The sequence below is a fragment of the Streptomyces sp. TOM-9 genome (assembly GCF_056858595.1).
Window position 1 is genome coordinate 5,784,262 of sequence record NZ_JBXEQB010000001.1, and the last position, 26,126, is coordinate 5,810,387.

Sequence of the window (26,126 nt, forward strand, 5' to 3'; positions counted from 1 at the left end):
CGCTCAGCGCAGTTGGGGCGACCGTCCGAAACCCGAGGCCAGGGGCATGCGCAGGCCGAGCGGGGGAGGGGCGGCCAGCGCGTCGGCGACCGGGCGGGCGAAGGACCGCCCGAGCAGGGTGCCGAGGATGAAGTCGGCGGTCAGGGAAGCGACTTCGGCCCGGTGGTCGTGGAGCAGATGGCCGTCGGTGTGCACCTCGAACCGGCACACGTCCCGGTTGACCTTCTTCACCCGTTCGGCCAGCCGGTAGGAGAGGTCGGGGTGGGTGGAGCCGTCGTTCGTGCCGTGCACGATCAGGACGTGGCGGCCTATCAGCTGCTTCACCGGATCGGGCTCCGGGGCGTCCGGCAGCCACGGGGCTATGGCGACCGCCGAGTTGACGGCCGGGTGGCCCGCCGCGTGCAGCGCGGCGCGGCCGCCCATGTCCATGCCGACCAGCGACACCGGTACGTCACCGTAGCGGCGGACGACCTCGTCGACCGCCCACCGCGCGTCCTCGGCCGGGTGGGCGTGACCGCCGTTCCAGCCGCGGAAGCGGTAGTGCACGACGTGCACGGCCAGGCCCTCACCGCGGCCCGCTGCCCGCACCAGACGGCGGGCCAGCGGCACCATCGCCGCGGCGGCCACGGGGGAGCGCCGACGGGTGCTCAGCGCACTGCCACCGGGCAGCAGCAGCACGGCGGCACGGACCGCCTCGTCGTCCGTATCCCGCCGTGCCGCCGGGTTCAGACCCGGTGTCACTCTCTTCCCCAACCGCGCACCACGCACCGGTAAAGCTTGCGAAGCCATGGCGTAACCATGGCAGACGGGAAGGTGTGCACGACCTGGCCGGGAGGTCAATATTCGGCATCATCCAAGAGTTCTACGCGCGTAGGGGGTATGTTTCGGAAATGACGAGCTCAAGCACGCTCCCCTTCCCCGCGGGCGCTGCGGGGGCCACCCCCACGCCCGAGCAGATCCGCCGCGCGCCCAAGGTGCTGCTCCACGACCACCTCGACGGCGGCGTCCGCCCCGGGACCGTCGTCGACCTCGCCCGCGCGTCGGGCTACGACGGCCTGCCGGAGACCGATCCGGACAAGCTCGGCACCTGGTTCCGCGAGGCCGCCGACTCCGGCTCGCTGGAGCGTTACCTGGAGACGTTCTCGCACACGGTCGGCGTCATGCAGAGCCGTGAGGCGCTCACCCGGGTCGCCGCCGAGTGCGCCGAGGACCTCGCCGCGGACGGGGTCGTCTACGCCGAGGTGCGCTACGCCCCCGAGCTCCACGTCGAACGCGGGCTCTCCCTCGACGAGGTCGTGGGGGCCGTCAACGAGGGCTTCCGGGAAGGCGAACGGCGGGCCCGCGAGGCGGGCGGCCGGATCCGGGTGGGCGCCCTGCTCACCGCGATGCGGCACGCCGCCCGCTCGCAGGAGATCGCCGAACTCGCCATCCGCTACCGCGACCGGGGCGTCGTCGGCTTCGACATCGCGGGCGCCGAGGCCGGCTTCCCGCCCACCCGCCACCTCGACGCCTTCGAGTACCTCCAGCGGGAGAACTTCCACTTCACCATCCACGCCGGCGAGGCCTTCGGCCTGCCCTCGATCTGGCAGGCCCTGCAGTGGTGCGGCGCCGACCGGCTCGGGCACGGTGTGCGCATCATCGACGACATCGAGGTCGCGGACGACGGCACGGTCTCCCTCGGGCGGCTCGCCAACTACGTGCGCGACAAGCGCATCCCCCTGGAGATGTGCCCCACCTCCAACCTGCAGACCGGCGCTGCCGCCTCGTACGCGCAGCACCCCATCGGGCTGCTGCGCCGGCTGCACTTCCGGGTCACGGTCAACACCGACAACCGCCTGATGAGCGGCACGAGCATGAGCCGCGAGTTCGCCGAACTGGTGGCCGCCTTCGGCTACACGCTCGACGACATGCAGTGGTTCACGGTCAACGCGATGAAGTCCGCCTTCATCCCTTTCGATGAACGTCTCGCGATGATCAATGACGTGATCAAGCCCGGATACTCGGAGCTGAAGGCCGAGTGGCTGTTCCGCCAGACGGCCGCCGCCACCGCCGTGGCCAGGGATTCCTCGCCGGAAGAGGGATGAGACCCGGGCCGTCCCGCCCTGCGGCGGCGGGGCGGCCCCGGCCGCGTGGGGCCGCGCGCGGCCGCTTGCACCGCCCCGCGTCCCGTCGATACGTTCCGAAATCCCGCGAACACGTTCCGTGTGTGCCGCGGCGGACGCACCATCCCCCATCACGAGGATCGCAACCATGAAGACCGGAACCGTCAAGACTCTCGGTGCCGCCGCGCTGGGCGTGGCCTTCGTCGGGGCCGCCGCGGGCGTCGCCTCCGCCGCTCCGACGGACACCAACCTGGGCCTGCCGAACGCCTCGGCCCTGCCGGCCTCCGTGCCGGTCGCCGACGTGGCGAAGTCGGTCCCGGTCGGTGCCGTCACCAGCGGCCTGCCGAAGACCGCCAACATCGTCCCCGGCGTGCAGAACGCCCCGCAGGGCCTGAGCACCCTGCTCGGCGGCCTCCCCGTCGGCGGCCAGTTGCCGCTGGGCCAGCTGCCGCTGCAGGGCCTGCCGATCGGCGGCTGAGCACCACCCGGACGAACGCCGGACGGGCCGCGCCCCCTCGGGGGCGCGGCCCGCAGGTGTTCCGGGGCCCGTGGCGTCACACGGCGGTCTTCGCGTGCCCCTCGTCCGGCAGCAGCAGCCAGAGCGCGAGGTAGAGCAGGAACTGCGGCCCGGGCAGCAGGCACGACAGCAGGAAGATCACACGCATCGTGGTGGCGGAGGTGCCGAACCGGTCTGCGAGTCCGGCGCAGACCCCGGCGATCATCCGGCCGTGACGGGGGCGGACCAGTGCGGACATGGCGGGTGCTCCTTCGGGAGTCCAGGCCGGTCCCTCCGGCCGATGACATCACCGTACGAGCGCATACCGCCGTGAATCATCGCTCTACGGTGCGATCCCGACCCTGGGAATCCTCGGGGTCCGCCCCTGAGCAGCGGTCAGCCGGTCCTCCCGGCGGACGCTGCGCCGGTGCGCCCACGCGCGGGCCGCGGGCACCACGGCGAGGTGGGCCAGCGCGACGCCCGCCGTGTTGAGCAGCAGGGCGTCCACGTCGAAGATCTGGCCCGGCACCCCGGTCTGCACGAACTCCAGGGCCAGCGAGATCATCAGCCCCGCGAAGACCGTGCGGGCGAACGAGCCCGGCGCCGACACCCGCACCCGGCCGCCGGCCATCGGCAGCAGCACGCCCAGCGGGGCCAGCAGCGCCAGCCCCGCGCCGATCCGGCGGGCCGCCTCCGCGGGCCCCATGGCGAGGTCGGAGCGGATGGAGGCGAACGGACGGAGGTTGGGGGCGTCCACCCAGGGCACGTACTGCGGACGCAGCATCAGCCACCCCACCAGAGCCAGATGAACCGCGGCGAGTACCAGGCCCACCGCGCGCACTTTCGGGAGAGAGCCGTCGCGCCGCACGCCTGGAAGGACGTCTGTCACTTCACGGCGGTTCCAGCGGTTTCCGCCGCCTCGGGGTCGGTGCGCAGGTCCCCGGTGCAGGTGAAGCGGCGCACCGGGGTGTCGTCGGGGCCGCCCAGGAGCACCCCGCCGCTGCCGGAGCCCGCGGCCGTACCGGCGTACGTGCACACCACCTGGGCGAGCGCGAACGGCGGCAGGTCGCCCAGCGGGGCGCTGAGCCGGAGCGATCCGCGCGGGTCGTCGCGGCGTGGTCCCTCCACGGCCAGGTCGCCCTGCACGGCCGTGGTGAAGCCGGCCGACGACTCGCCGCCGCGCGGCTTGCGCTGCAGCTCGCGCAGGAGCAGCACGGCCATGCCCAGCTGGTCCAGGCCCCCGGTCCGCACCGAGCGGTTCACCGCGGCCACCTGGGCGCTGCACACCAGGAACACCCGGGCGGCCGGGCCCTGCGGCGACGCGGAGGCCGTCGCCGTGGGGCTCGCCTCCTCGTCCGGCACCGCGCAGGAGACACGGGAGGGCGCGGGCCCGGCGTCCACCGGCACCGAGGTGGTGCGGATGCCGCAGCCGGCCAGCAGGACCACGCCGAGCAGGATGAGGAGCGGGGCGCGCCGGCGACGGCGGGCGGCACCCGCGGACGGGAGACCCGGGGCGTCCGGGGCGGCGCCCCGGGACGGCTGCGTCACTTGCTCTCGTTCCCTTCCTCGGTCTCCGCCGCCTGGCCGGCCCCGGTGCGCATCGGCAGGCGCAGCGTGAACACCGCGCCGCCACCGGGGTTGTTGGCCGCGGCGATCTCTCCGCCGTGGATGTGCGCGTTCTCCAGGGCGATGGACAGGCCCAGGCCGCTCCCCTCGGAACGGGCCCGGGAGGCGTCCGCCTTGAAGAACCGGTCGAAGACGTGCGGCAGCACCTCCTCCGGGATGCCGGGGCCGTTGTCGGCGACCTCGACGACGAGCTCGTCCCCGTCCTGCCGCACCTTGACGCGGACCGGCGAGCCACCGTGCTTGAGGGCGTTGCCGATCAGGTTGGCCAGGATCACGTCGATGCGGCGCGGGTCGAGCAGCGCGATGATGCCGCGCGGCGCGTCCAGCTCCACCGCGTCGAGCCAGGCACGGGCGTCGATGCAGGCGGTGACCAGGTCGGAGACGTCGACATCGTCCATGACCAGGCGTGCGGTGCCGGCGTCGAAGCGGGTGACCTCCATCAGGTTCTCCACCAGCTCGCCCAGCCGCTTGGTCTCGCTCACCACCAGCCGCACGGCGGGGGCGATCATCGGGTCGAGGGAGTCCGCCTCGTCCTCCAGCACCTCGGTCACGGCGGTGATCGCCGTCAGCGGGGTGCGCAGCTCGTGCGACATGTCGGCGACGAACCGGCGGCTGGCCGCCTCGCGCTGGCTGAGCTCGTCGACGCGTCGCTCCAGCCGCTCCGCGGTGCGGTTGAACGTCCGTGACAACTCGGCGAGTTCGTCGGTGCCGGTGACCCGCAGCCGGGTGTCGAGCTTGCCCTCGCCGAGCCTCCTGGCGGCGTCGCCGAGGCGTGCCACGGGCCGCAGCACGGTGGAGGCCGCGGCCTGGGCCAGCAGCGCCGCACCGATCAGGGCGAGGGCGGTGGCGATGCCGAGCGACCAGGCCAGCGAGTTGAGGTCCTTCCGCTCGGCCTCCAGCGACTTGAACATGTAGCCGGTGGGCCCGCCGCCGATCACCTTGGCCCCGCCCACCAGGTACGGCTGTCCGTTGCGGGTGACCCGCTGCCAGTACAGGTGGTACTCGGCGGGGTCGCCCTCCTTGGGGTTGCGCTTGCTGACGGCCTTGCGCAGCGTCGCGGGGACGGCGTCCAGCGAGAAGCCGTCGCTCTGCGACTTGGTCGCGCAGCGCTCGCCGTCCGGGCCGGTGCCGATCAGCAGCACCTGGTAGGTCTGCGTGCTGGTGCCGATGCTCCGCGCGGCGTCCGCCAGCTTGTCGCAGGACGGGTGCCGCGGCAGCGAGCCCGCGTTGCGGGTCATCGAGGCGCGGAAGTCGTTGAGCGCGGCGTTCTGGGCGCGGGTCAGCACGGCGTCACGGTTGAGCCAGTAGGCGATTCCGGAGGCGGACACGGCGGCCGCCAGCGCCACGGCGGCGAACACGGCGACCAGGCGCAGCCGCAGGCTGGTGAGCCGCAGCAGCCGTGATCTCCAGCCGCTCAGCCGCTGGTCCGTCGTGTTGTCACCGGTGGTGTCCTCGTGGTGCGGTTGACTCACGCCGGCGCGTCCAGGCGGTACCCGACACCCCGGACGGTACGGATCAGGGTCGGCGACGAGGGCACGTCCTCGATCTTGGCCCGCAGCCGCTGGACACAGGCGTCCACCAGGCGCGAGTCGCCGAGGTAGTCGTGCTCCCACACCAGGCGCAGCAACTGCTGCCGGGACAGGGCCTGCCCCGGGCGGCGGCTCAGCTCCAGCAGCAGCCGCAACTCGGTCGGGGTGAGCTGCAGGTCCTCGCCGTTCTTCGTCACGGTCATCGCCGAGCGGTCGATGACGATGCTGCCGAAGGCGGCCGCGTCGGTGCTGTCCCGCTCGCCGCGGCGCAGCACGGCACGGATGCGGGCGTCCAGCACGCGCGGCTGGATGGGCTTGACGACGTAGTCGTCGGCTCCGGACTCCAGACCCACCACGACGTCGATGTCGTCGCTGCGCGCGGTCAGCAGGATGATCGGCAGCTGGTCGGTGCGCCGGATGCGACGGCACACCTCGAAACCGTCGATGCCCGGGAGCATGACGTCCAGCACGATCAGGTCCGGTCGCTGCTCGCGCAGCAGCTTCAGCCCGTCCTCGCCCGTGGCCGCGGCCACCACACGGTGGCCTTGGCGCGACAGGGCGAGTTCGAGGCTCGCTCGGATGGCGTCGTCGTCCTCGATCAGCAACAGGAAAGGCACGCCCGCATTCTCTCCCAAGTGGACCGTGGAAGGTACCGCCGTCGTCTGTGACGGGGCTGTGACACTCGGCGGACAACGCCATGAAACTGGCGCGGGAAGCTATTGGTCATCGACGGGGACGCCTACCGGGCGGCCCCCGCCGGACGGGTACGAAGACCAGGCCGGCTCCACCCACGGGGGGCGCGAAATGAACGCACTGCACAGCACGACGACCACCGCAGTCCTTCAGCCGCGCCTGCACACCGCGGGCCGGGGCGTCGAGAAGTCCGGTGCCACGGGCGGGCGGGGGTGCGCTCGTGGCACCGGGCGTCAGGTGGTCCGCACCCGGCCGCCGTACATCACGGCGATCGAGGGCGGTCACGGGGGAGACGGGGGGCACGGGGGTGTCGTCCACGGGGAGGCCACGGGGGCCCGGGAGATCCCGGGGGAGCGGTGCTTCACGGCGGACGCGGACTTCACCGCCTACGTCCAGGAGCGCCGGGCCTCCCTGTACGCGACCGCCTACCACCTGACGGGCGACCGCTTCGAGGCGGAGGACCTGCTGCAGAGCGCGCTGTTCTCCACCTACCGGGCCTGGGACCGGATCAGCGACAAGGCCGCCGTCGGCGGTTACCTGCGCCGGACCATGACCAACCTGCACATCAGCGCCTGGCGGCGCCGCAAGCTCAACGAGTACCCGACCGAGGAGCTGCCGGAGACGGCGGGCGAGACGGACGCGATGCGCGGCACCGAGCTGCGGGCCGTGCTGTGGCAGGCGCTGGCCAAGCTCCCGGAGCCGCAGCGCACGATGCTGGTGCTCCGTTACTACGAGGGCCGCACCGACCCGGAGATCGCCGAGATCCTCGGCATCAGCGTCGGCACGGTGAAGAGCAGCATCTGGCGCTCCCTGCGCCGGCTGCGTGAGGACGAGACGCTCAGCGCGGGCGTCGACGAGGAGGCGGCGTTCGGCGAGCTGGTCGCCTGACGCCGGGGGGAACGGGGAACCGGGGGGAATCGGGGGAAGCAAGAGGGAGCGGTCGCGCGCAGCGGGGGGTCTGTGCGCACCGCTCCCTCACGCATGTCCTTACGGACCCGCGCGCCGTTTCGTTCAAACCCGAACGGCGACCGGTGGAAAAGATGCGCGACCGATCCGTTCCAGTGCCTCGTCCCGGTCGCACACGTGCGCCCCGAGCGCCGCGTGCCGGGCGACGATGCCCCGCTCGGCGCGCATCAGGTTCCAGCCGCGGCGCAGCAGGAAGGACAGCGACTTCCGGCCCTCGCGCAGGTCCCGGACGAACCGGCGGCGGGCGGTGGTGACCGCGCCGCGGCTCAGGCACAGCGCGTCGGCGAGCACGCCGAGTTCGGCGCAGCGCGTGACGATGTCGGCGGCGAAGATGCCCTCGGCTATGAAGAGCGGCGCCCCGTCGAGGCCGACCTCCGCCCCTCCGGTGATGGAGCTGGAGGAGAGCTCGTACACGGGGACGGCGGTCCGGCCCGTGGCGCACAGCTCCGCGACGGCGGCGACGGCCGCGTCGGCGTTCCAGGACAGCGGGGAGTCCCAGTCGGCGCCGATGCCGCTCGGCAGCATCGGGAGGGACGGGTCGTCACCCTCCTTGTAGAAGTCGTCCAGTCGCAGGACCGGTAGGCCGGTGCGGGCGGCGAGGGAGGACTTGCCGGACCCGGAGGGGCCGGTCAGCAGGATCACGCGGGCGGCGGGAGGGCGAGAGCTCACGGGACACCAGTGTGACGCATTCAGCCTTTGGAGTGACCCGCCGGGACATGCTTTGGATGCGTGATGTTCAACCAACTACCGTGAGTGACGTCATTGTCGCGTACGGGGACGGCCGCCGCGCCGTCCCGGGACCGGTCCGTATGCGGGCCGGGGACCAGGCAGGTGGATCCTCATGCCGCAGTTCTCCCGCACCCTTCTCCGCGCCACCGTCCTCGCGGTGTCGTCCGTCGCGGCCGTCGCCTCGGCCGGGGCGGCGCACGCGGACGCCCGGAGCGAAGGAGCGGCCACGGCCGCCAAGGCCGGCCGGGCGGCGACCTCGGCCCTGATCGGCACGGTGAACCACCTGCCGGTGAACCCGTTCGCGCAGACCAGCGTCAACCCCCTGGACAACGCCGTGGGTTCGCAGGTCGCCGACTTCAAGCCGGTCTCCACCGCGGACGTCACCAAGCCGGTCGCCGACAGCCGTTCGGTCGCCGACCTGCCGCTGATCGGCGACACCGTCAGGACCCTGCAGGGCGGCTGACGGCACGCGGACGCGTACGGCGGCGGGCCCCCGCGGGGACACATCGGTCGCGGGGGCCCGCCGCCGGGCCGTGCGGGCGGTGCCGGTCCCCCGGCGACGGGACGGGCCGCCGGGGGGACCAGGTCAGTAGGCGGAGCCCGAGGCCGCGCCGGCACCCGCGGGGTGCCAGACGGTCTTGGTCTCCAGGAAGGCCGTCAGGCGGTCCGTGCCGGGCTCGGCGGCCCAGTCCACAGCCTGTGGACGGAGCACGCGCTTGAGGTTGTCCGCGGCGGCGACCTCCAGTTCCTTCGCCAGCGCGGCGTCGTCCACCGTGCCCGCCAGGTCGAGCGCGTTGACGTCCATGTGCGCGGCGAGCGTCGGCGCGACCTCGGACGTGCGGCCGGACAGGATGTTGACGACCCCGCCCGGCAGGTCGGAGGTGGCCAGCACCTCGCCCAGCGACAGCGCGGGCAGCGGGGCCCGCTCACTGGTCACCACGACCGCGGTGTTCCCGGTGGCGATCACCGGGGCGATCACCGAGACCAGGCCGAGGAACGACGACTCCTGCGGCGCGACGACCGCGACGACCCCGGTCGGCTCGGGGCTCGACAGGTTGAAGTACGGCCCCGCCACCGGGTTGGCGCCGCCCACGACCTGGGCGATCTTGTCGGTCCAGCCGGCGTACCAGACCCAGCGGTCGATCGCGGCGTCCACCACGGCCGCCGCCTTGGACTTCGACAGCCCCTCGGCCTCGCCGACCTCGCGGACGAACTGCTCCCGGCGGCCCTCCAGCATCTCCGCGATGCGGTAGAGGATCTGCCCCCGGTTGTACGCGGTTGCGCCCGACCAGCCCGCGAAGGCCTTGCGGGCGGCGGACACCGCGTCACGGGCGTCCTTGCGGGAGGACTGCGGGGCGTTGGCGAGCCACTTGCCCTTGGCGTCGGTCACCTCGTACACCCGCCCGCTCTCGCTGCGGGGGAACTTGCCCCCGACGAACAGCTTGTAGGTCTTGAAGACGGACAGCCGCACCGTCTCGGACTTCTCAGACATCGAGGTACGCCTCCAGGCCGTGGCGGCCGCCCTCGCGACCGAAGCCCGACTCCTTGTAGCCGCCGAAGGGCGAGGTCGGGTCGAACTTGTTGAACGTGTTGGCCCACACCACACCGGCCCGGAGCTGGTTCGCGACCGAGAGGATGCGCGAGCCCTTCTCCGTCCAGATCCCGGCGGACAGGCCGTACGGGGTGTTGTTGGCCTTCTCCACGGCCTCGGCCGGGGTGCGGAAGGTCAGCACCGACAGGACCGGGCCGAAGATCTCCTCGCGGGCGACCCGGTGCGCCTGGGTGACCCCGGTGAAGAGCGTCGGCGCGAACCAGTAGCCCGCGGAGGGCAGTTCGCAGGCCGGCGACCAGCGCTCGGCGCCCTCGGCCTCGCCTGCCTCGGCGAGCGCGGTGATCCGGGCGAGCTGCTCGGCGGAGTTGATGGCGCCGATGTCGGTGTTCTTGTCCAGCGGGTCGCCGACGCGCAGCGTCGACAGCCGGCGCTTGAGCGAGTCCAGCACCTCGTCCGCGACGGACTCCTGGACCAGCAGGCGGGAGCCCGCGCAGCAGACCTGGCCCTGGTTGAAGAAGATGCCGTTGACGATGCCCTCGACGGCCTGGTCGATCGGCGCGTCGTCGAAGACGATGTTGGCGCCCTTGCCGCCCAGCTCCAGGGTGACCTTCTTCTTCGTACCGGCTACCGTGCGGGCGATCTGCTTGCCGACGGCGGTGGAACCGGTGAAGGCGACCTTGTCGACGCCCTCGTGCGCGACCAGCGCGGCACCGGCGTCGCCGTAGCCGGGGAGGATGTTGACGACACCCTTGGGCAGGCCCGCCTGGCGGCAGATGTCGGCGAAGAACAGCGCCGAGAGCGGGGTGGTCTCGGCCGGCTTGAGGACGACCGTGTTGCCGGTGGCCAGCGCCGGGGCGATCTTCCACGCCAGCATCAGCAGCGGGAAGTTCCACGGGATGACCTGGCCGGCCACGCCCAGCGGACGGGGCGCCGGGCCGAAGCCGGCGTGCGCGAGCTTGTCGGCCCAGCCGGCGTAGTAGAAGAAGTGCGCGGCGACCAGCGGGAGGTCGGCGTCGCGGGTCTCCTTGATCGGCTTGCCGTTGTCCAGCGACTCCAGGACGGCCAGCTCGCGCGAGCGCTCCTGGACGATCCGGGCGATGCGGAACAGGTACTTGGCGCGCTCGGAGCCGGGCAGTGCCGACCACGACGCGAAGGCCTTGCGGGCGGCCTGGACGGCCCGGTCCACGTCCGCCTCGCCGGCCCGGGCGACCTCGGAGAGGACCTCCTCGCTGGACGGGCTCACGGTCTTGAAGACCCGGCCGTCGGCGGCGTCGGTGAACTCGCCGTCGATGAACAGGCCGTAGGAGGGGGCGATGTCGACGACGGAGCGGGACTCGGGCGCCGGCGCGTACGCGAAGGCGGAGCCCGGCTCCGGCTGCCCGGCCGGCCGGGTCTGCTGGGGCTGCTGGTTCTTCTTGGTCTGTGTCATCGGGGTTCTCAGTCCACCGTCACGTAGTCGGGACCGGAGTAGCGGCCGGTGCTCAGCTTCTGGCGCTGCATGAGCAGATCGTTCAGCAGGCTGGACGCGCCGAAACGGAACCACTCGTTGCTCAGCCACTCGTCGCCCACGGTCTCGTTGACGAGGACCAGGAACTTGATGGCGTCCTTGGAGGTGCGGATGCCACCGGCGGGCTTCACGCCGACCTGGACGCCGGTGGCGGCGCGGAAGTCGCGCACCGCCTCGAGCATCAGCAGGGTGTTGGCGGGGGTGGCGTTGACCGCCACCTTGCCGGTGGAGGTCTTGATGAAGTCGGCGCCGGCGAGCATGCCGAGCCAGGAGGCGCGGCGGATGTTGTCGTACGTCGCCAGCTCGCCGGTCTCGAAGATGACCTTGAGGTGGGCGGAGCTGCCGTCGGGACGGCGGCAGGCCTCCTTGATCGCCTTGATCTCCTCGAAGACCTTCAGGTAGTGGCCGGCGAGGAAGGCGCCGCGGTCGATGACCATGTCCACTTCGTCGGCGCCCGCGGCCACCGCGTCGGCGGTGTCGGCGAGCTTCACCGGCAGCGCGGCGCGGCCGGCCGGGAAGGCGGTGGCGACGGACGCGACGCGCACGCCGGAGTCGCCGAGGGCCTCCTTGGCGGTCGCGACCATGTCCGGGTAGACGCAGATCGCGGCGACCCGGGGGGTCGTGCGGTCGGTCGGGTCCGGGCTGACGCCCTTGGCGGACAGCGCCCGGACCTTGCCGGGGGTGTCCGCGCCTTCGAGCGTGGTCAGGTCGATCATCGAGATCGCCAGGTCGATGGCGTACGCCTTCGCCGTGGTCTTGATCGAACGGGTGCCGAGGCTTGCGGCGCGGCCTTCGAGGCCGACCGCGTCGACGCCGGGCAGCCCGTGCAGGAAGCGGCGCAGCGCGGCGTCGGAGGCCGTGACGTCGGCCATGGACGCCAGCCGGGCCGCGGCGTCGGGGCCGTGAGCGGGAACAGTGGTGGGCATGGTCACCACACCAGCATATCTACGCGCGTAGCGAATGTCACCGGTCGGTACGGGCCCGACTGTCCCCGTACGGGGGGCCCGGCAACCGAATCGACGGAACCGGTGGTCTGGTGGGTGAAGGGGGTCATCGATGAATCCAGACGACGAGGCGGAGTTCCAAGGCTACGTCCGTGCCAGATGGACCCATCTGGTCAGGACCGCCTATCTGCTCACGGGTGACCGGCATCACGCCGAGGACCTGGCGCAGACCGCGCTGGCCAAGGCCTACCGGTCCTGGCGGCGGGTGCAGCGCAGCGACAATCCGGACGCCTACGTGCGACGGATCCTGATCAGCTGCAACAAGGACCGGTTCCGCAAGAAACGCGTGGCCGAACGGCTCACGGACGTACCGCCCGAGGGCGCCGGAGCCGATCCCACGGCACGGGTGGCGCTGCGGGAGGAACTGCTGGCGGCGCTCGGCGAGCTGCCCGCACGGCAGCGGGCCGTGGTCGTGCTGCGGTACTGGGACGACCTGTCGGAGACCGAGGTGGCCCACGCGCTGGGCTGCTCGGCAGGGACGGTCAAGAGCCAGGCGGCCAGGGGCCTGGCCAAACTGCGGGCCCGGCTGGGCACGGCCGTGGTGGCCGCGGAGCCCGTCGCCGTCGGGGCGGCCGCAGGGACGAGGCCGGGGCCATGGGGCCCGGCGAAGGACACGAGGGTCGAAGGAGGGGTCCGATGAGGGACAAGGCAGACACGGCGGGGTTCGGCCCCGCGGAGGGCGACACGGAGTTCGAGGCGCAGCTGCGCGAGCTCCTCGAGGAGCAGACGGACGGGCTGCGCACCGGTGAGGCGCCCTACGCCACGATCGTGCGCCAGGGCAGGACGAGCCGCAGACGCCGGGTGTTCGCCGCCGGGGCAGGGCTGGCGGCGCTGGTCGCGGTGCCGGGCACGGCCGTCGCGATGCACTACCAGCCCGGCGGCGCCGGCACGACCGCGCTGCCGGCCCACGACGCCCGGCCGTCCGTGACGGCGAGCGCCGTCCAGCCGCGCACCTCCGCCCCTGCGCGGGCGACCGGGCCCGAAGGCCCCGCGACGCCGGGGCAGCTGGCGGACGGGATCACGATGGAGCGGGCGGGCGAGGTGCTGGAGAGGTGCCTGGCGTACGGCGGGCAACACCAGCCCAAGGCGTCCGTCTTCGCAAGCGACTACGGGAAGGCCGAGGACTACCGCGTGATCCTCGCGCTGAACGCCACCCGCGACGAGAACTCCCCGGGCGACGGCATCCGTGTGGTGGCGGTCGGCACCGTGGACGGCGCCCCCGCCCGCCTGATCTGCACGGACAAGGACGGGAAGGCGGGCGGCATCAACAGCAGCGTCGGAGCGGACGGCGCTCCGGACCGCGGGCCCGTCGTGCCGGACGACAACGCCTACCGCCTCTACAAGCAGGACGGCACCACCGGCCCGGGGCTGCCGTACCACTTCCCCTTCCGCTGGGGCAGCATCGGCACGGTCGAGCCCGGGGTCGCCAAGGTCACCGTCTCCTGGGGCGGCGTCACCCGGCAGGCGGTGCTCGACCACGGCTACTTCGTCGCGACCGGGGTCCTCGCCGCACCGGAGGATTCCCTGCCGCACATCCAGGGCTACGACGCGGCGGGCAAGCGCGTCTACGACTCCAGGGAGGACAAGGGGTACCAGTAGGCGGCCGCTGACGCCGATGCACTAACGCAACCTCCGTCGCGCGGGGCGCAGGGCCGGGGTCAGGCACAATCTGATCTCATGACGAGTTCCGAGAACCCCGCCCCCGAACCGCAGCCCGACCCCGGGCAGCCGAAGTACGCCGAGCGCTCCTACCGCTCGACGGCCGGTGTCGTCGGCGGTGTGCTCATGCTCGCCATCACGCTGTGGCTCGGCATCGACGCGATCGTGCGCGGTACGGGCGACACGCCGTGGGTGGCCCTCGCGCTGCTGCTGCTGATCGTGCCGCTGGTCGTCGCGTTCACCCTGCGTCCGGTCGTCCTGGCCGGTGACGACCGCCTCCTGGTGCGCAACCCGTTCCGCACCGTCACCGCGCCCTGGAGCGCCGTGGAGGGGCTGCGCTCGGGGTATTCGACGGAGCTGTTCGCGGAGGGCAGGAAGTACCAGTTGTGGGCCGTCCCCGTGTCGATGCGCGCCCGCAAGCGGGCCGCGCGGGCCAAGACGCGCGCCGCCGCGGCGGGCGACCCGGGCGCGACGCTGGGGTCGCGTCCCGGTGCCACGGACTCGACCCGGGCCTGGTCCGACCGGGTCGTGGACGAACTGCGCGAGCTCGCGGAGCGGCACGGCGGCCGAGAGGGCGCACAGGGCGAGGTCACGGTCCGCTGGGCGTACGAGGTGATCGCCCCGGCGGTGGCGGGGGCGATCGTGCTGATCGTCCTGCTCGCCATCGGCTGAGCCGGCGGACCCGGGCGCGTACCCAGACGCCCCGGTCGTGCCCGAGCGGGCACGACCGGGGCGTCGGCGTCGTCGGAGCGTCAGGCCTTCGCCGCGGCCTCGTCCCGGGGGAGCCCGGCGGCGGTGGCGAGGTCGGCCTTGACGGCCGCGAGGACGTCGGCTGCCTGGGCGCGCACGCCGGCCAGCCGGTCGGCGCCCGGCACGGGCAGCACGACCTCCAGGTAGCACTTCAGCTTGGGCTCGGTGCCGCTCGGCCGCACGATCACCCGCGCCGACTCCACACCGGCTCCCGGGGAGCCGGCCAGCCGGTAGCGCAGGCCGTCGGTCGGCGGCAGCTCCGCGCTGCCCTTGGCCAGGTCCTCGGCGGTGACGACGGCGAGACCGGCCAGTGAGCTGGGCGGCCGCTCCCGCAGCCGGCTCATCGCGTCGTCGATGACCGACAGGTCGGCGACCCGCACCGACAGCTGGTCGGTGGCGTGAAGCCCGTACTCCAGGGCGATGTCGTCCAGCAGGTCGGAGAGCGTACGGCCCTTGGCCTTGAGCTCGGCGGTCAGTTCCGCGACGGCCAGGGCGGCGGTGACGCCGTCCTTGTCCCGCACGCCCACGGGGTCCACGCAGTAGCCCAGGGCCTCCTCGTAGCCGAACCGCAGGCCCTCCACCCGGGAGATCCACTTGAATCCGGTCAGGGTGTCGGCGTAACGCAGCCCCGCGCGGGCCGCGATGCGCGAGAGCAGGGAGGAGGAGACGATGCTCGCCGCGAAGGTTCCGCTGGCCCGGCGGTGCACCAGGTGGGTGGCGAGCAGCGCGCCGACCTCGTCGCCGCGCAGCATCCGCCAGCCGTCCGCGGCGGTGCGGTCCGGCACGGCCACGGCGCAGCGGTCGGCGTCGGGATCGTTGGCGACGACGATGTCGACGTCGGGGCCGAGGGCCCGGGCCGCGGCGAAGGCCAGGTCCATCGCCCCCGGTTCCTCCGGGTTGGGGAAGGCGACGGTCGGGAAGTCCGGATCGGGCTCGCCCTGCTCGGCGACGACGTGCGGGGCGGCGAACCCGGCCCGCTCGAAGGCGGCGGTCAGCACGTCGCGGCCGACACCGTGCAGGGGGGTGTAGACGACCGAGATGTCGCGTGGCGTGTGCCGGTCCACGACCGCGGCGGCGCGGTCCAGGTAGGCCTCGACGACCTCCTCACCGAGGAGCTGCCAGCCCTCGTCCGCCAGCGGGACGCCGGTCAGCGGGCCGATCGCGGCGATCTCGTCGGCGATCCCGGCGTCGGCGGGCGGGACGATCTGCGAGCCGTCGCCCAGGTAGACCTTGTAGCCGTTGTCACGCGGGGGGTTGTGGCTCGCGGTCACGGCGATGCCCGCGACGGCGCCCAGGTGACGGATCGCGAAGGCCAGCACCGGCGTGGGCAGCGGCCCGGGCAGCACGGCCGCCCGCAGGCCCGCGCCGACCATGACGGCGGCGGTGTCACGGGCGAAGTCCACCGACTTGTGGCGGGCGTCGTGACCCACGACGACCAGCCCGTCGCCCTGGCCCTGCGCCTTGAGGTACGCGGCGAGACCGGCGGCGGCCCGGATGACCACGGAGCGGTTCATGCGCATCGGGCCCGCGCCGACCTCCCCGCGCAGCCCCGCCGTACCGAACTGCAGGGTGCCGGCGAACCGGGCCGCGAGGTCCTCGGCCGCCGCCGGGTCGCCGGACTCGACGGCCGTGAGCAGCGCCTCCAACTCGGCCCGGGTGTCGGGGTCCGGGTCCTCGGCCAGCCAGGTGCGCGCCTGAGGGATCAGCTCCGCCTTCTCGCTTGCGCTTGCCACGTGATGCTCCTGCGATGTCGTCTTCGGTGCCGCCCGCGCCGCGCGCGGGTCGGCCTGGGGCCTCCGGCCCGTCCTGCCCGCGACCGTTGCCACAGCGGGGGGGCCGCGCGGCGGGATCCCGTCCGGCCGGGCGGCGGCGGAGCGGGCTGCCGCGACGGGCGCCGCCCGGTTACCTCCCCGTGGTGCGCCTTCCCTAACCAGGGTGCGGGCACCCCCGGGATCGCGCGCGGCATGCCCGTACGGGTGCGCCGGCCCGCCCCACCGGGGGGTGCGGGGCGGTCAGATGCGCTCGAGCACCTGGGCGAGCAGGCTGCCCATCCGCGCGGCGGAGTCGCGGCCGGCCTCCAGGACCTCCTCGTGGTTCAGCGGCTCGCCCGTCATGCCGGCGGCGAGGTTGGTCACCAGGGAGATGCCGAGCACCTCGGCGCCCGCCTCGCGGGCCGCGATGGCCTCCAGCGTGGTGGACATGCCGACGAGGTCGCCGCCGATGACCCGGACCATCTTGATCTCGGCCGGGGTCTCGTAGTGCGGGCCGGGGAGCTGGACGTAGACGCCCTCCTCCAGGGAGGGGTCGACCTCCTTGCACAGGGCGCGCAGCCGCGGCGAGTACAGGTCGGTGAGGTCGACGAAGTTGGCGCCGACGATCGGCGAGGCGGCCGTCATGTTGATGTGGTCGCTGATCAGCACGGCCTGGCCGGGACGGTAGGTGGGGCGCAGCCCGCCGCAGCCGTTGGTCAGGACGACGGTCTTGCAGCCGGCGGCAACGGCGGTGCGCACACCGTGGGCGACGGTGGCGACGCCGTGGCCCTCGTAGAAGTGGTTGCGGCCCAGGAAGACCAGCGCCCGCTTGTCGCCGATCCGCACCGAGCGCACCTTGCCGGAGTGCCCGGCCACGGCGGGCGGCGGGAAGCCCGGCAACTCGGTCACGTCGAACTCGTACTCGGCCTCGCCGAGGGCGTCGGCGGCCGGCACCCAGCCGGAGCCCATCACCAGGGCGACGTCGTGGGTCTCGCCGCCGGTCAGCTCGCGCAGCCGGGCGGCGGCGGCCGTGGCGGCGGCGTACGGGTCGCCCAGCGGGGTTCGGGCGGCGTGGGGAGTTGCGGAAGAGTTCACGCGGATGAGAGTAGCCGGTTCTCTCCTACGCGCGTAGACGTCCCAGGTCACGGTCTGCGAAATTTCGGAGGATCCGCCGATTGACGGGCCCTGCGGGACCTTCCGGACGTCCTGCGGCCCTGGTTGCCGGCGGGTCAGCAGGGACGCTTGCGCAGTTCCATGACGTAGTCGTGCGGGGCGCCCGCGGACTCCGCCGCGTCGGCGATCTCCCCGAGGTAGCGCGCGGACGGCAGGCCGCCCTCGTAGTCGTTGAGGACGTAGAGCCACGCGGGCACGTCGCCGTCGAGGGTGTGCACCCGCGCCATGTGGCGCCGGTAGATGCCCAGCGGGACGCCCTCCCAGCGGTCCATCGGCTCCTCGTCGACCGGGGCGATGTCGTACAGCCCGACGAAGACCTGGTGCAGCGGGTCCTCCACCAGGGTGGCGAGCGCGCCCTCCCAGCCCATCTGCTCGCCGCCGAAGGTGAGGCGCCAGCCGCTGAGCCAGCCGGTGCCGCGCAGGGGCGAGTGCGGGGCGCGGCGCGTCATCAGCCGGGCGTCGAGGTTGCCGGCGTAGGCGGCGTAGAGCGACATGGTCATGAGAGTACGACAGCGGGACACCGCCCCCGTAAGTGATCACTTGGCGCGTGCGGGACAATGGGGTACGTGACTCGGATCGTGATCATTGGTGGCGGACCCGGCGGATACGAAGCGGCCCTCGTGGCCAGCCAGCTGGGCGCGGAGGTGACCGTCGTCGACTGCGACGGTCTGGGCGGGGCTTCGGTGCTCACCGACTGCGTGCCGTCCAAGACCCTGATCGCGACGGCCGAGGTGATGACCACCTTCGACTCGTCGTACGAGGAACTGGGCATCATCGTGGCGGACGACACACCGCACGTCGAGCAGGCCGCCCGGGTCGTCGGCGTCGACCTCGGCAAGGTCAACCGGCGGGTGAAGCGCCTCGCGCTCGCCCAGTCCCACGACATCACCGCCTCCGTCACCCGTGCGGGTGCCCGGGTGATGCGCGGCCGCGGCCGGCTGGAGGGCATGCAGGCGATCGACGGCTCCCGCACGGTCATCGTCGAGGCGGCCGACGGCACTTCCGAGACCCTCACCGCCGACGCCGTCCTGATCGCCACCGGCGGCCGCCCCCGCGAGTTGCCCGACGCGAAGCCGGACGGCGAGCGGATCCTCAACTGGACGCAGGTGTACGACCTGGACGAGCTCCCCGAGGAGCTCATCGTGGTCGGCTCCGGTGTGACCGGCGCCGAGTTCGCCGGCGCGTACCAGGCCCTGGGCTCCAAGGTGACGCTCGTCTCGTCCCGCGACCGCGTCCTGCCCGGCGAGGACCCGGACGCGGCCGCCGTCCTGGAGGACGTCTTCCGCCGCCGCGGCATGAACGTCATGGCCCGCTCCCGTGCCGAGTCCGTCAAGCGGGTCGGCGACCGCGTCGAGGTCACCCTCTCCGACGGCCGGGTCATCACCGGCAGCCACTGCCTCATGGCGGTCGGCGCGATACCGAACACCGCCGCCATGGGCCTGGAGGGCGCGGGCGTCAAGCTCAAGGACTCCGGCCACATCTGGACCGACAAGGTCTCCCGCACCTCGGCCCCCGGCGTGTACGCGGCCGGTGACGTCACGGGCGTCTTCGCGCTCGCCTCGGTCGCGGCCATGCAGGGCCGGATCGCGATGTACCACTTCCTGGGCGAGACGGTCGGCCCGCTCAACCTCAAGACGGTCTCCTCGAACGTCTTCACCGACCCCGAGATCGCGACCGTCGGCTACACCCAGGCCGACGTCGACGCGGGCGTCATCGACGCACGGGTCGTCAAGCTCCCGCTGCTGCGCAACCCGCGCGCCAAGATGCAGGGCATCCGGGACGGCTTCGTGAAGCTGTTCTGCCGTCCGGGCACCGGCATCATCGTCGGCGGCGTGGTCGTCTCGCCGCGCGCGAGCGAACTCATCCACCCCATCTCGATCGCGGTCGACAACAACCTGACCGTCGAACAGATGGCGAACACCTACACGGTCTACCCGTCGCTCTCGGGCTCGATCGCCGAAGCCGCACGGCAGTTGGCGACCCGCAAGGCGGCCGGGGAGCTCTGAGGCCCGCCTCCGGAGCCGGTGCCGGGCGCCACCCGGGCGAATGCCCTCGTCTCTATAGCACGGGACGTCCGGCACTGCGAACAACTTCTGTTAATCGGTGCAAACTGCTGATAGCAGACGGTCATTGGCGTTACTGTCAGTTTCGTGTTCGCAGCAGAACGTCGCCAACTGATCCTCGAAATGGTGCGCGCCAACGGAGCGGTTTCGCTCCGTGAGCTCGCCCGCGTCGTCCAGACCTCGGAAGTGACCGTACGGCGTGACGTGCGGGCGCTGGAGGCAGAAGGACTGCTCGACCGCCGGCACGGCGGTGCGGTGCTGCCGGGGGGCTTCACCAGGGAGTCCGGCTTCCCGCAGAAATCCCATCTATCGACCGCGGAGAAGACGGCGATCGCCGATCTCGCGGCAGGTCTCGTCGAGGAGGGCGAGGCCATCGTCGTCGGCGCCGGCACGACCACCCAGGAGCTGGCACGCCGGCTCGCCCGGGTGCCGGGGCTGACCGTCGTCACCAACTCCCTGCTGGTGGCACAGGCACTGGCGCATGCGAACCGGGTCGAGGTCGTCATGACCGGTGGCACGCTCCGCGGCTCCAACTACGCGCTGGTCGGCAGCGGCGCAGAACAGTCCCTGCAGGGGCTGCGGGTGTCGCGGGCCTTCCTGTCCGGGGCGGGACTGAGCGCGGAACGCGGGCTGTCCACGTCCAACATGCTCTCCGCCAGCGTCGACCGGGCCCTGGTCCAGGCGGCGGCGGAGGTCGTGGTCCTGGCCGACCACACCAAGCTGGGCACGGACACCATGTTCCAGACCGTGCCCACGGACCTGATCACGCATCTGGTCACGGACGAACCGCCGGCGGGCGACGACCGCGCCGCGACGGAGCTCCAGGCCCTGGCCGACCGCGGTGTCCAGGTCGCCGTCGCGTCGACCGACGGGGCGGACAACGGGATGCCCCACGGGCGGCAGCGACGGGAGATGCCGCCCGTGCCGGGACCCCGGCGCCATCAGCACCCCTCCGGCAACTACCCGGGCGGTACGGCACCCGGCGAGCCGCGCGCCAGGGCCGCCGGCCAGTCGGGCGGCGGCGTGTCGGGCATGTCCCCGCTGCGCACCGCCCAACTGGCCGGGGAGCAGCAGGCCGCCCGGATCGCCGACCTGGCCCCGCGGCGTTCGTGCTGCCGTCCGCGGACGGGACGTCAGTCCTTGATCTCGCAGAGGAGGGCACCCGAGGAGACGGAGGAGCCGACGTCCGCGGTGAGGCCCTTGATGGTGCCGGCGCGGTGGGCGTTGATGGGCTGCTCCATCTTCATCGCCTCCAGCACCACGACGAGGTCGCCCTCGTTGACGTGCTGGCCCTCCTCGACGGCGATCTTGACGATCGTGCCCTGCATCGGGGAGGTCAGGGAGTCACCGGAGGCGGCGGAGCCGGCCTTCTTGGTGGCGCGGCGCTTGGGGCGGGCACCGCCGGCGGCGGCGGTGCGGGCCAGGGTCATGCCCAGCGAGGCGGGCAGGGAGACCTCCAGCCGCTTGCCGCCGACCTCGACCACCACGGTCTCACGGCCGGGCTCGGCGTCCTCCTCGGCGTCGGCCGGGGCGGCGAAGGGCTTGATGTCGTTGACGAACTCGGTCTCGATCCACCGGGTGTGGACGGTGAACGGACCGGGCTTGCCGTGGACCTCGGGCGCGAAGGCGGGGTCGGCGACCACCGCGCGGTGGAACGGGATGGCGGTGGCCATGCCCTCGACCTGGAACTCGGCCAGGGCGCGCGCGGCGCGCTGCAGGGCCTGCTGCCGGGTGGCGCCGGTGACGACCAGCTTGGCCAGCAGGGAGTCCCAGGCGGGGCCGATCACGCTGCCGGCCTCGACACCCGCGTCCAGACGCACACCGGGGCCGGTGGGCGCGTCGAAACGGGTGACGGTGCCGGGGGCGGGGAGGAAGCCCCGGCCGGGGTCCTCGCCGTTGATGCGGAACTCGAACGAGTGACCGCGCAGCGGCGGGTCGTCGTAGCCGAGCTCCTCGCCGTCGGCGACGCGGAACATCTCGCGGACCAGGTCGATGCCGGTGACCTCCTCGGTGACCGGGTGCTCGACCTGCAGACGGGTGTTCACCTCCAGGAAGGAGATGGTGCCGTCCGTGCCGACCAGGAACTCGCAGGTGCCGGCACCGACGTAGCCGGCCTCCTTGAGGATGGCCTTGGACGCCGCGTACAGCTGGGCGTTCTGCTCCGGGGTCAGGAAGGGCGCGGGGGCCTCCTCCACCAGCTTCTGGTGGCGGCGCTGCAGCGAGCAGTCCCGGGTGGAGACGACCACGACGTTGCCGTGGCTGTCGGCCAGGCACTGGGTCTCCACGTGCCGGGGCTTGTCGAGGTAGCGCTCGACGAAGCACTCGCCGCGGCCGAAGGCGGCGACGGCCTCGCGGACGGCCGACTCGTACAGCTCGGGGACCTCGTCCAGGGTGCGGGCGACCTTCAGCCCGCGGCCGCCGCCGCCGAAGGCGGCCTTGATCGCGATCGGCAGGCCGTGCTCGCGCGCGAACGCCACGACCTCGTCGGCGCCCGACACGGGGTCGGGGGTGCCGGCGACCAGGGGCGCTCCGGCGCGCTGGGCGATGTGGCGGGCGGCGACCTTGTCGCCGAGGTCGCGGATGGCCTGCGGCGGGGGGCCGATCCAGGTCAGCCCGGCGTCCAGGACGGCCTGGGCGAAGTCGGCGTTCTCCGACAGGAAGCCGTAGCCGGGGTGGACGGCGTCGGCCCCGGACTCGGCTGCGGCCGCCAGCACCTTGGAGATGTCCAGGTAACTGGTGGCCGGGGTGTCACCGCCCAGCGCGTACGCCTCGTCGGCCACACGCACATGCAGCGCGTCCCGGTCCGGCTCCGCGTAGACGGCCACGCTGGCGATCCCGGCATCCCGGCAGGCACGGGCGACGCGGACTGCGATTTCACCGCGGTTGGCGATGAGCACCTTGCGCACGATGGCTCCCTCCTTGAAACAAGCAGAGTTTAGGTACTGGCGACACTTCGTGCCGAGGCACCCCTGGGGGTGAGCTTGCCCACACGGAGGGTGATACGGGTCTCCAATCGGGACCCGGATGCCTTGGCTTCCTACGGTAAAGCCCCATTTATCCCGGTGCTTGAGGCCCTGGGGTGTGGGCCGGGTCACCGTCCTCCACCGTGGCCGACGTGGCGCTTTTTTTGTGGGAACTCCACGAAGGCCCGGGTAAATCTTTGCCGGACCGGCGCCCCATACGGGTGGTGCCGCGCGGACTCTTGCCGCAACTCCTACCCGTTAGTAGCGTTCGGCCCACGAAATACCGCCGGTAATGGGGTCCTGGGACAGGGGGCGCGCAGTGCGCAGAAGTGTCGCCGTGGCGGCGGCTGTGTTGTTGGTCCTGGAGGCGTTCGGCTTCGCCTTCGTCAACTGGATCATGGGCATAGCCGTGCGCCACCAGCAGATGTCCCTGGCCGGGCTCGATCCGGACGCCATGGCGGCGGGCGCGTGGGCGGCCGGTGTGCTGATGGCGCTCTTCCTCATCGGCTGCGCGGTCGTCCTCGTCCGGATGGCGCAGCGCGACCGGGCGCCGGGCCGCTTCGGCCGGATCGTGCTCATCGTGTGCGCGGTGACCCACGCGGTCCTGGGCGCGGGCCTGGCGGCCCCGGTCGGCTGGGCCGCGTTCGTGGGGATGATGGTGATCCTGGGGTTCGTGGTGCTCGCCCTGGTGCTCTACGCGGGGGAGGAGGCCCCGGCCTCCGGTCCGGCCCCCGGGCCGGGCGACGAGCCGGGCGGGAGCACGCCCCCGCCGCCAGTGGCCCCCGCCGCCGTCTGAGCGGGCCGGCCGGTCGGACCGGTCGGCCCGGTCAGACCCAGAAGTCGGTGATGCGCAGGTCCAGCTCGGCGAGCAGACGGCGCAGCAGCGGCAGCGAGATGCCGATGACGTTGCCGTGGTCGCCCTCGATGCCCTCGACGAACGGCGCGGAACGGCCGTCGAGGGTGAAGGCGCCGGCCACGTACAGCGGCTCGCCCGAGGCGACGTAGGCGGCGATCTCGTCGTCGTCCGGGGTGCCGAACCGCACCGTGGTGGAGGCGGTGGCCGAGACCCGGCGGCCGGTGGCGAGGTCGATGACGCAGTGTCCGGTCCGCAGCACACCGGAGCGGCCGCGCATGGACTTCCAGCGGGCCGTGGCGTCCTCGGCGTCGGCCGGCTTGCCAAGCGCCTGGCCGTCCAGGTCCAGGACGGAGTCGCAGCCGACGACCACCTCGCCGTCGGCGAGCTGGGCCGCGACCACCGAGGCCTTGGCCTCGGCCAGCACCCGGGCCAGCTCGGCGGGGGTGTCGGCGCTGATCGCGTCCTCGTCGACGCCGCTGACGACGACCCGCGGGTCGAGCCCGGCCTGCTTCAGCAGTCCCAGGCGCGCGGGGGAGGCGGAGGCGAGGACGAGCGGGCGGGGGCTGCGGCTGCTGTCGGTCATGCCCGTCATCGTAGTCAGCCGCGCCAGGCCACCAGGGCCGTGATCAGGGGGACGGCGACGGCGATCACGATCATCGCGCGGCGCAGCATCGCCTGCGCCTGCCGCATCTCCTCGGGCGGTTCGTCGGACGGGTCTGACCACAGCATGCCGTCCAGGTTGCGCCGTGGCGGACGCCCGCGCCTGAGTACGGATACTCAGGCGCGGGCGGGCATGCGGACCATTTCCGTCCGCTCCGTGCTCAGTGCGGCCAGTAGGTGGCGCGCCAGGCCGCCGGCGCCGGGCGCATCATCCGCCCGGGGACGTTGCGCGCGGGGGAGGCCCACTCGTCGGACGCCCGCGGGCCGTCGGCGGGCCCCGTGGCCGCCGCGGCCCGGGCCTGGACGAGGGCCACGACGGCCGCCAGCTCCTCGGGGGTCGGGTTGCCCCGTTCGACCTTGATCACCATGGCTGGGCGCGCTCCTTAGAGGGGGATGTTGCCGTGCTTCTTGGGGGGCAGGCTCTCGCGCTTGTTGCGCAGCGTCCGCAGCGCCTTCACCAGGTGCGTGCGGGTCTCGGAGGGCAGGATCACGCCGTCGACATAGCCGCGCTCCGCGGCGACGTAGGGGTTGAGCAGGGTGTCCTCGTACTCCTGCATCAGCTGGGCGCGCAGCGCCTCCGCCTCCTCCGGGGAGCCCGCCTCGGCCAGGGTGCGGCGGTGCAGGATGTTGACGGCGCCCTGGGCGCCCATGACGGCGATCTGGGCGGTCGGCCAGGCCAGGTTGAGGTCGGCGCCGAGGTGCTTGGAGCCCATGACGTCGTAGGCGCCGCCGAACGCCTTGCGCGTGATGACGGTGATCAGCGGGACGGTGGCCTCGGCGTACGCGTAGATCAGCTTGGCGCCGCGCCGGATGATGCCGTTCCACTCCTGGTCGGTGCCGGGCAGGAAGCCGGGCACGTCGACGAAGGTGACGACCGGGACGTTGAAGCTGTCGCAGGTGCGGACGAAACGCGCCGCCTTCTCGCTGGCGTTGATGTCCAGGCAGCCGGCGAACTGCATCGGCTGGTTGGCGACGACGCCGACCGGGTGGCCCTCGATCCGGCCGAAGCCGGTGACGATGTTGGGCGCGAACAGCGCCTGGGTCTCCAGGAACTCGCCGTCGTCCAGGACGTGCTCGATGACCTGGTGCATGTCGTACGGCTGGTTCGCCGAGTCCGGGATCAGGGTGTCGAGCTCGAGGTCCTCCGCCGACACCTCCGGCTCCGCCTCCTGCGGGAAGGCCGGGGCCTCCTGGAGGTTGTTGGACGGCAGGTAGGACAGCAGCGCCTTGACGTACTCGATGGCGTCCTTCTCGTCGCCGGCCATGTGGTGCGCGTTGCCGGACACGGTGTTGTGCGAACGGGCGCCGCCCAGTTCCTCGAAGCCGACGTCCTCACCGGTGACGGTCTTGATGACGTCCGGGCCGGTGATGAACATGTGCGAGGTCTGGTCGACCATCACCACGAAGTCGGTGATGGCGGGGGAGTAGACCGCGCCGCCCGCGCAGGGGCCCAGGATGAGCGAGATCTGCGGGATGACGCCGGAGGCGTGGGTGTTGCGGCGGAAGATCTCGCCGTACAGGCCGAGCGAGGTGACGCCCTCCTGGATGCGCGCGCCGCCGGAGTCGTTGATGCCGATGACCGGGCAGCCGGTCTTCAGCGCCCAGTCCATGACCTTGACGATCTTCTCGCCGTAGACCTCGCCGAGCGCGCCGCCGAACACGGTGAAGTCCTGCGAGAAGACCGCCACCGGGCGGCCGTCCACGGTGCCGTAGCCGGTGACGACGCCGTCCCCGTAGGGGCGGTTCTTCTCCAGGCCGAAGTTGGTCGAGCGGTGCCGGGCCAGCTCGTCCAGTTCGACGAAGGAGCCCTCGTCCAGCAGCAGTTCGATGCGCTCACGCGCGGTCAGCTTGCCCTTGGCGTGCTGCTTTTCCACCGCGCGCGCCGAGCCGGCGTGGGTCGCCTCGTCAACGCGGCGGCGCAGGTCCGCGAGCTTCCCCGCGGTGGTGTGGATGTCGATCTCCGGCTCGGCCATGGGAGGCGGCTCTCCTGCTCTCGTCGGGTCGTTCTGAGGGTGTGACGTGACTGGCGAGTAATGCTGTTTTCGTA

27 protein-coding genes and 1 pseudogene are annotated in these 26,126 nt (G+C 72.6%); 10 read left to right on the forward strand and 18 right to left on the reverse strand.

The window, feature by feature from the left end; genetic code table 11:
- Positions 1-3: 3 nt before the first annotated feature.
- Entirely contained in the window at positions 4-789 is a 786-nt protein-coding gene (locus AC1VWI_RS27120) for an alpha/beta hydrolase (RefSeq protein ID WP_499513612.1), read from the reverse strand.
- 101 nt (positions 790-890) lie between these two features.
- Between AC1VWI_RS27120 and AC1VWI_RS27125 the strand changes: the two genes are divergently transcribed.
- Together AC1VWI_RS27125 and AC1VWI_RS27130 are read left to right on the forward strand one after the other, a co-directional pair.
- On the forward strand, positions 891-2,084 hold the full coding sequence (locus AC1VWI_RS27125) for an adenosine deaminase (protein ID WP_499513613.1): 1,194 nt from the start codon (positions 891-893) through the stop codon (positions 2,082-2,084).
- A 166-nt stretch (positions 2,085-2,250) separates the two neighbouring features.
- The gene (locus tag AC1VWI_RS27130) at positions 2,251-2,580 is read left to right on the forward strand and encodes a hypothetical protein (RefSeq protein WP_499513614.1); all 330 of its coding nucleotides are present in this window, start codon (positions 2,251-2,253) and stop codon (positions 2,578-2,580) included.
- A gap of 76 nt (positions 2,581-2,656) precedes the next feature.
- Here AC1VWI_RS27130 and AC1VWI_RS27135 read toward each other — a convergent pair whose 3' ends face one another.
- From AC1VWI_RS27135 to AC1VWI_RS27155, 5 genes are all read right to left on the reverse strand, one after another.
- The gene (locus AC1VWI_RS27135) at positions 2,657-2,857 is read right to left on the reverse strand and encodes a PspC domain-containing protein (RefSeq protein WP_499513615.1); all 201 of its coding nucleotides are present in this window, start codon (positions 2,855-2,857) and stop codon (positions 2,657-2,659) included.
- Positions 2,858-2,941: 84 nt separating this feature from the next.
- The gene (locus AC1VWI_RS27140; protein WP_499513616.1) at positions 2,942-3,430 is read right to left on the reverse strand and encodes a VanZ family protein; all 489 of its coding nucleotides are present in this window, start codon (positions 3,428-3,430) and stop codon (positions 2,942-2,944) included.
- Positions 3,431-3,483: 53 nt separating this feature from the next.
- The gene (locus AC1VWI_RS27145) at positions 3,484-4,146 is read right to left on the reverse strand and encodes a hypothetical protein (protein ID WP_499513617.1); all 663 of its coding nucleotides are present in this window, start codon (positions 4,144-4,146) and stop codon (positions 3,484-3,486) included.
- A complete protein-coding gene (locus AC1VWI_RS27150; protein WP_499513618.1) occupies positions 4,143-5,696 on the reverse strand; it encodes an ATP-binding protein in 1,554 nt (517 codons plus the stop codon). Before AC1VWI_RS27150 ends, AC1VWI_RS27145 begins: the two co-directional genes overlap by 4 nt.
- Complete coding sequence (locus tag AC1VWI_RS27155) at positions 5,693-6,370, reverse strand: response regulator (protein WP_026251393.1); 678 nt, start codon at positions 6,368-6,370, stop codon at positions 5,693-5,695. Before AC1VWI_RS27155 ends, AC1VWI_RS27150 begins: the two co-directional genes overlap by 4 nt.
- A gap of 187 nt (positions 6,371-6,557) precedes the next feature.
- On the opposite strand from AC1VWI_RS27155, the gene AC1VWI_RS27160 reads away from it, so the two are divergent.
- On the forward strand, positions 6,558-7,334 hold the full coding sequence (locus AC1VWI_RS27160) for a SigE family RNA polymerase sigma factor (protein WP_499513619.1): 777 nt from the start codon (positions 6,558-6,560) through the stop codon (positions 7,332-7,334).
- Positions 7,335-7,457: 123 nt separating this feature from the next.
- Here AC1VWI_RS27160 and AC1VWI_RS27165 read toward each other — a convergent pair whose 3' ends face one another.
- Positions 7,458-8,081 carry an ATP-binding protein gene (locus AC1VWI_RS27165; protein WP_499513620.1) on the reverse strand — a complete coding sequence of 208 codons (624 nt, stop codon included), beginning with the start codon at positions 8,079-8,081 and terminating at the stop codon, positions 7,458-7,460.
- Between the two features lie 172 nt (positions 8,082-8,253).
- Here AC1VWI_RS27165 and AC1VWI_RS27170 point away from each other — a divergent pair, with 172 nt between their 5' ends.
- Positions 8,254-8,604, forward strand: a complete 351-nt coding sequence (locus tag AC1VWI_RS27170) for a hypothetical protein (RefSeq protein WP_499513621.1) — start codon at positions 8,254-8,256, stop codon at positions 8,602-8,604.
- Between the two features lie 123 nt (positions 8,605-8,727).
- On the opposite strand, the gene AC1VWI_RS27175 is transcribed toward AC1VWI_RS27170, so the two are convergent.
- The 3 genes from AC1VWI_RS27175 to deoC are packed head-to-tail and all read right to left on the reverse strand — an operon-like array spanning position 8,728 to position 12,126.
- Positions 8,728-9,633, reverse strand: a complete 906-nt coding sequence (locus AC1VWI_RS27175) for an aldehyde dehydrogenase family protein (RefSeq protein WP_499513622.1) — start codon at positions 9,631-9,633, stop codon at positions 8,728-8,730.
- Positions 9,626-11,122, reverse strand: a complete 1,497-nt coding sequence (locus AC1VWI_RS27180; protein WP_499513623.1) for an aldehyde dehydrogenase family protein — start codon at positions 11,120-11,122, stop codon at positions 9,626-9,628. The genes AC1VWI_RS27175 and AC1VWI_RS27180 overlap by 8 nt, the downstream gene beginning before the upstream one ends.
- An 8-nt stretch (positions 11,123-11,130) precedes the next feature.
- Complete coding sequence (gene deoC / locus AC1VWI_RS27185; RefSeq protein WP_499516924.1) at positions 11,131-12,126, reverse strand: deoxyribose-phosphate aldolase; 996 nt, start codon at positions 12,124-12,126, stop codon at positions 11,131-11,133.
- Positions 12,127-12,256: 130 nt separating this feature from the next.
- Between deoC and AC1VWI_RS27190 the strand changes: the two genes are divergently transcribed.
- The 3 genes from AC1VWI_RS27190 (at position 12,257) to AC1VWI_RS27200 (ending at position 14,535) form a co-directional block, all read left to right on the forward strand.
- The gene (locus AC1VWI_RS27190; RefSeq protein ID WP_499513624.1) at positions 12,257-12,844 is read left to right on the forward strand and encodes a SigE family RNA polymerase sigma factor; all 588 of its coding nucleotides are present in this window, start codon (positions 12,257-12,259) and stop codon (positions 12,842-12,844) included.
- A complete protein-coding gene (locus AC1VWI_RS27195) occupies positions 12,841-13,803 on the forward strand; it encodes a hypothetical protein (RefSeq protein ID WP_499513625.1) in 963 nt (320 codons plus the stop codon). Before AC1VWI_RS27190 ends, AC1VWI_RS27195 begins: the two co-directional genes overlap by 4 nt.
- A 78-nt stretch (positions 13,804-13,881) precedes the next feature.
- Positions 13,882-14,535: a PH domain-containing protein gene (locus AC1VWI_RS27200; RefSeq protein ID WP_499513626.1), complete on the forward strand. Its 654-nt coding sequence runs from the start codon at positions 13,882-13,884 to the stop codon at positions 14,533-14,535.
- A gap of 80 nt (positions 14,536-14,615) precedes the next feature.
- Here the strand turns inward: AC1VWI_RS27200 and AC1VWI_RS27205 are convergent, their stop codons facing one another.
- The 3 genes from AC1VWI_RS27205 to AC1VWI_RS27215 all read right to left on the reverse strand — a co-directional run bounded on the left by AC1VWI_RS27205 (position 14,616) and on the right by AC1VWI_RS27215 (position 18,031).
- Entirely contained in the window at positions 14,616-16,346 is a 1,731-nt protein-coding gene (locus AC1VWI_RS27205; RefSeq protein WP_499513627.1) for a phospho-sugar mutase, read from the reverse strand.
- A 279-nt stretch (positions 16,347-16,625) separates the two neighbouring features.
- Positions 16,626-17,459, reverse strand: a complete 834-nt coding sequence (locus tag AC1VWI_RS27210) for a purine-nucleoside phosphorylase (RefSeq protein WP_499513628.1) — start codon at positions 17,457-17,459, stop codon at positions 16,626-16,628.
- Positions 17,460-17,593: 134 nt separating this feature from the next.
- On the reverse strand, positions 17,594-18,031 hold the full coding sequence (locus AC1VWI_RS27215; RefSeq protein ID WP_499513629.1) for a gamma-glutamylcyclotransferase family protein: 438 nt from the start codon (positions 18,029-18,031) through the stop codon (positions 17,594-17,596).
- Between the two features lie 63 nt (positions 18,032-18,094).
- On the opposite strand from AC1VWI_RS27215, the gene AC1VWI_RS27220 reads away from it, so the two are divergent.
- Positions 18,095-19,543, forward strand: coding sequence for an NAD(P)H-quinone dehydrogenase (locus AC1VWI_RS27220; RefSeq protein WP_499513630.1), 1,449 nt, complete (start codon positions 18,095-18,097; stop codon positions 19,541-19,543).
- A gap of 180 nt (positions 19,544-19,723) precedes the next feature.
- Positions 19,724-20,704, forward strand: a pseudogene (locus tag AC1VWI_RS27225) (DeoR/GlpR family DNA-binding transcription regulator); the annotation flags it as partial.
- A 29-nt stretch (positions 20,705-20,733) separates the two neighbouring features.
- Here the strand turns inward: AC1VWI_RS27225 and AC1VWI_RS27230 are convergent.
- The gene (locus tag AC1VWI_RS27230; protein ID WP_499513631.1) at positions 20,734-22,506 is read right to left on the reverse strand and encodes an acetyl/propionyl/methylcrotonyl-CoA carboxylase subunit alpha; all 1,773 of its coding nucleotides are present in this window, start codon (positions 22,504-22,506) and stop codon (positions 20,734-20,736) included.
- 394 nt (positions 22,507-22,900) lie between these two features.
- On the opposite strand from AC1VWI_RS27230, the gene AC1VWI_RS27235 reads away from it, so the two are divergent.
- Positions 22,901-23,359: a hypothetical protein gene (locus AC1VWI_RS27235; protein WP_499513632.1), complete on the forward strand. Its 459-nt coding sequence runs from the start codon at positions 22,901-22,903 to the stop codon at positions 23,357-23,359.
- Positions 23,360-23,390: 31 nt separating this feature from the next.
- Here the strand turns inward: AC1VWI_RS27235 and AC1VWI_RS27240 are convergent, their stop codons facing one another.
- The 4 genes from AC1VWI_RS27240 to AC1VWI_RS27255 all read right to left on the reverse strand — a co-directional run bounded on the left by AC1VWI_RS27240 (position 23,391) and on the right by AC1VWI_RS27255 (position 26,052).
- Positions 23,391-24,002: a Maf family protein gene (locus AC1VWI_RS27240; protein ID WP_499513633.1), complete on the reverse strand. Its 612-nt coding sequence runs from the start codon at positions 24,000-24,002 to the stop codon at positions 23,391-23,393.
- Positions 24,003-24,016: 14 nt separating this feature from the next.
- A complete protein-coding gene (gene mmpB / locus AC1VWI_RS27245; RefSeq protein WP_499513634.1) occupies positions 24,017-24,148 on the reverse strand; it encodes a morphogenic membrane protein MmpB in 132 nt (43 codons plus the stop codon).
- Between the two features lie 92 nt (positions 24,149-24,240).
- Positions 24,241-24,447 carry an acyl-CoA carboxylase subunit epsilon gene (locus AC1VWI_RS27250; RefSeq protein WP_499513635.1) on the reverse strand — a complete coding sequence of 69 codons (207 nt, stop codon included), beginning with the start codon at positions 24,445-24,447 and terminating at the stop codon, positions 24,241-24,243.
- 15 nt (positions 24,448-24,462) lie between these two features.
- Positions 24,463-26,052 (reverse strand): acyl-CoA carboxylase subunit beta, encoded by a 1,590-nt coding sequence (locus tag AC1VWI_RS27255; protein WP_499513636.1) that lies wholly within the window; start codon positions 26,050-26,052, stop codon positions 24,463-24,465.
- Positions 26,053-26,126 lie beyond the last annotated feature (74 nt).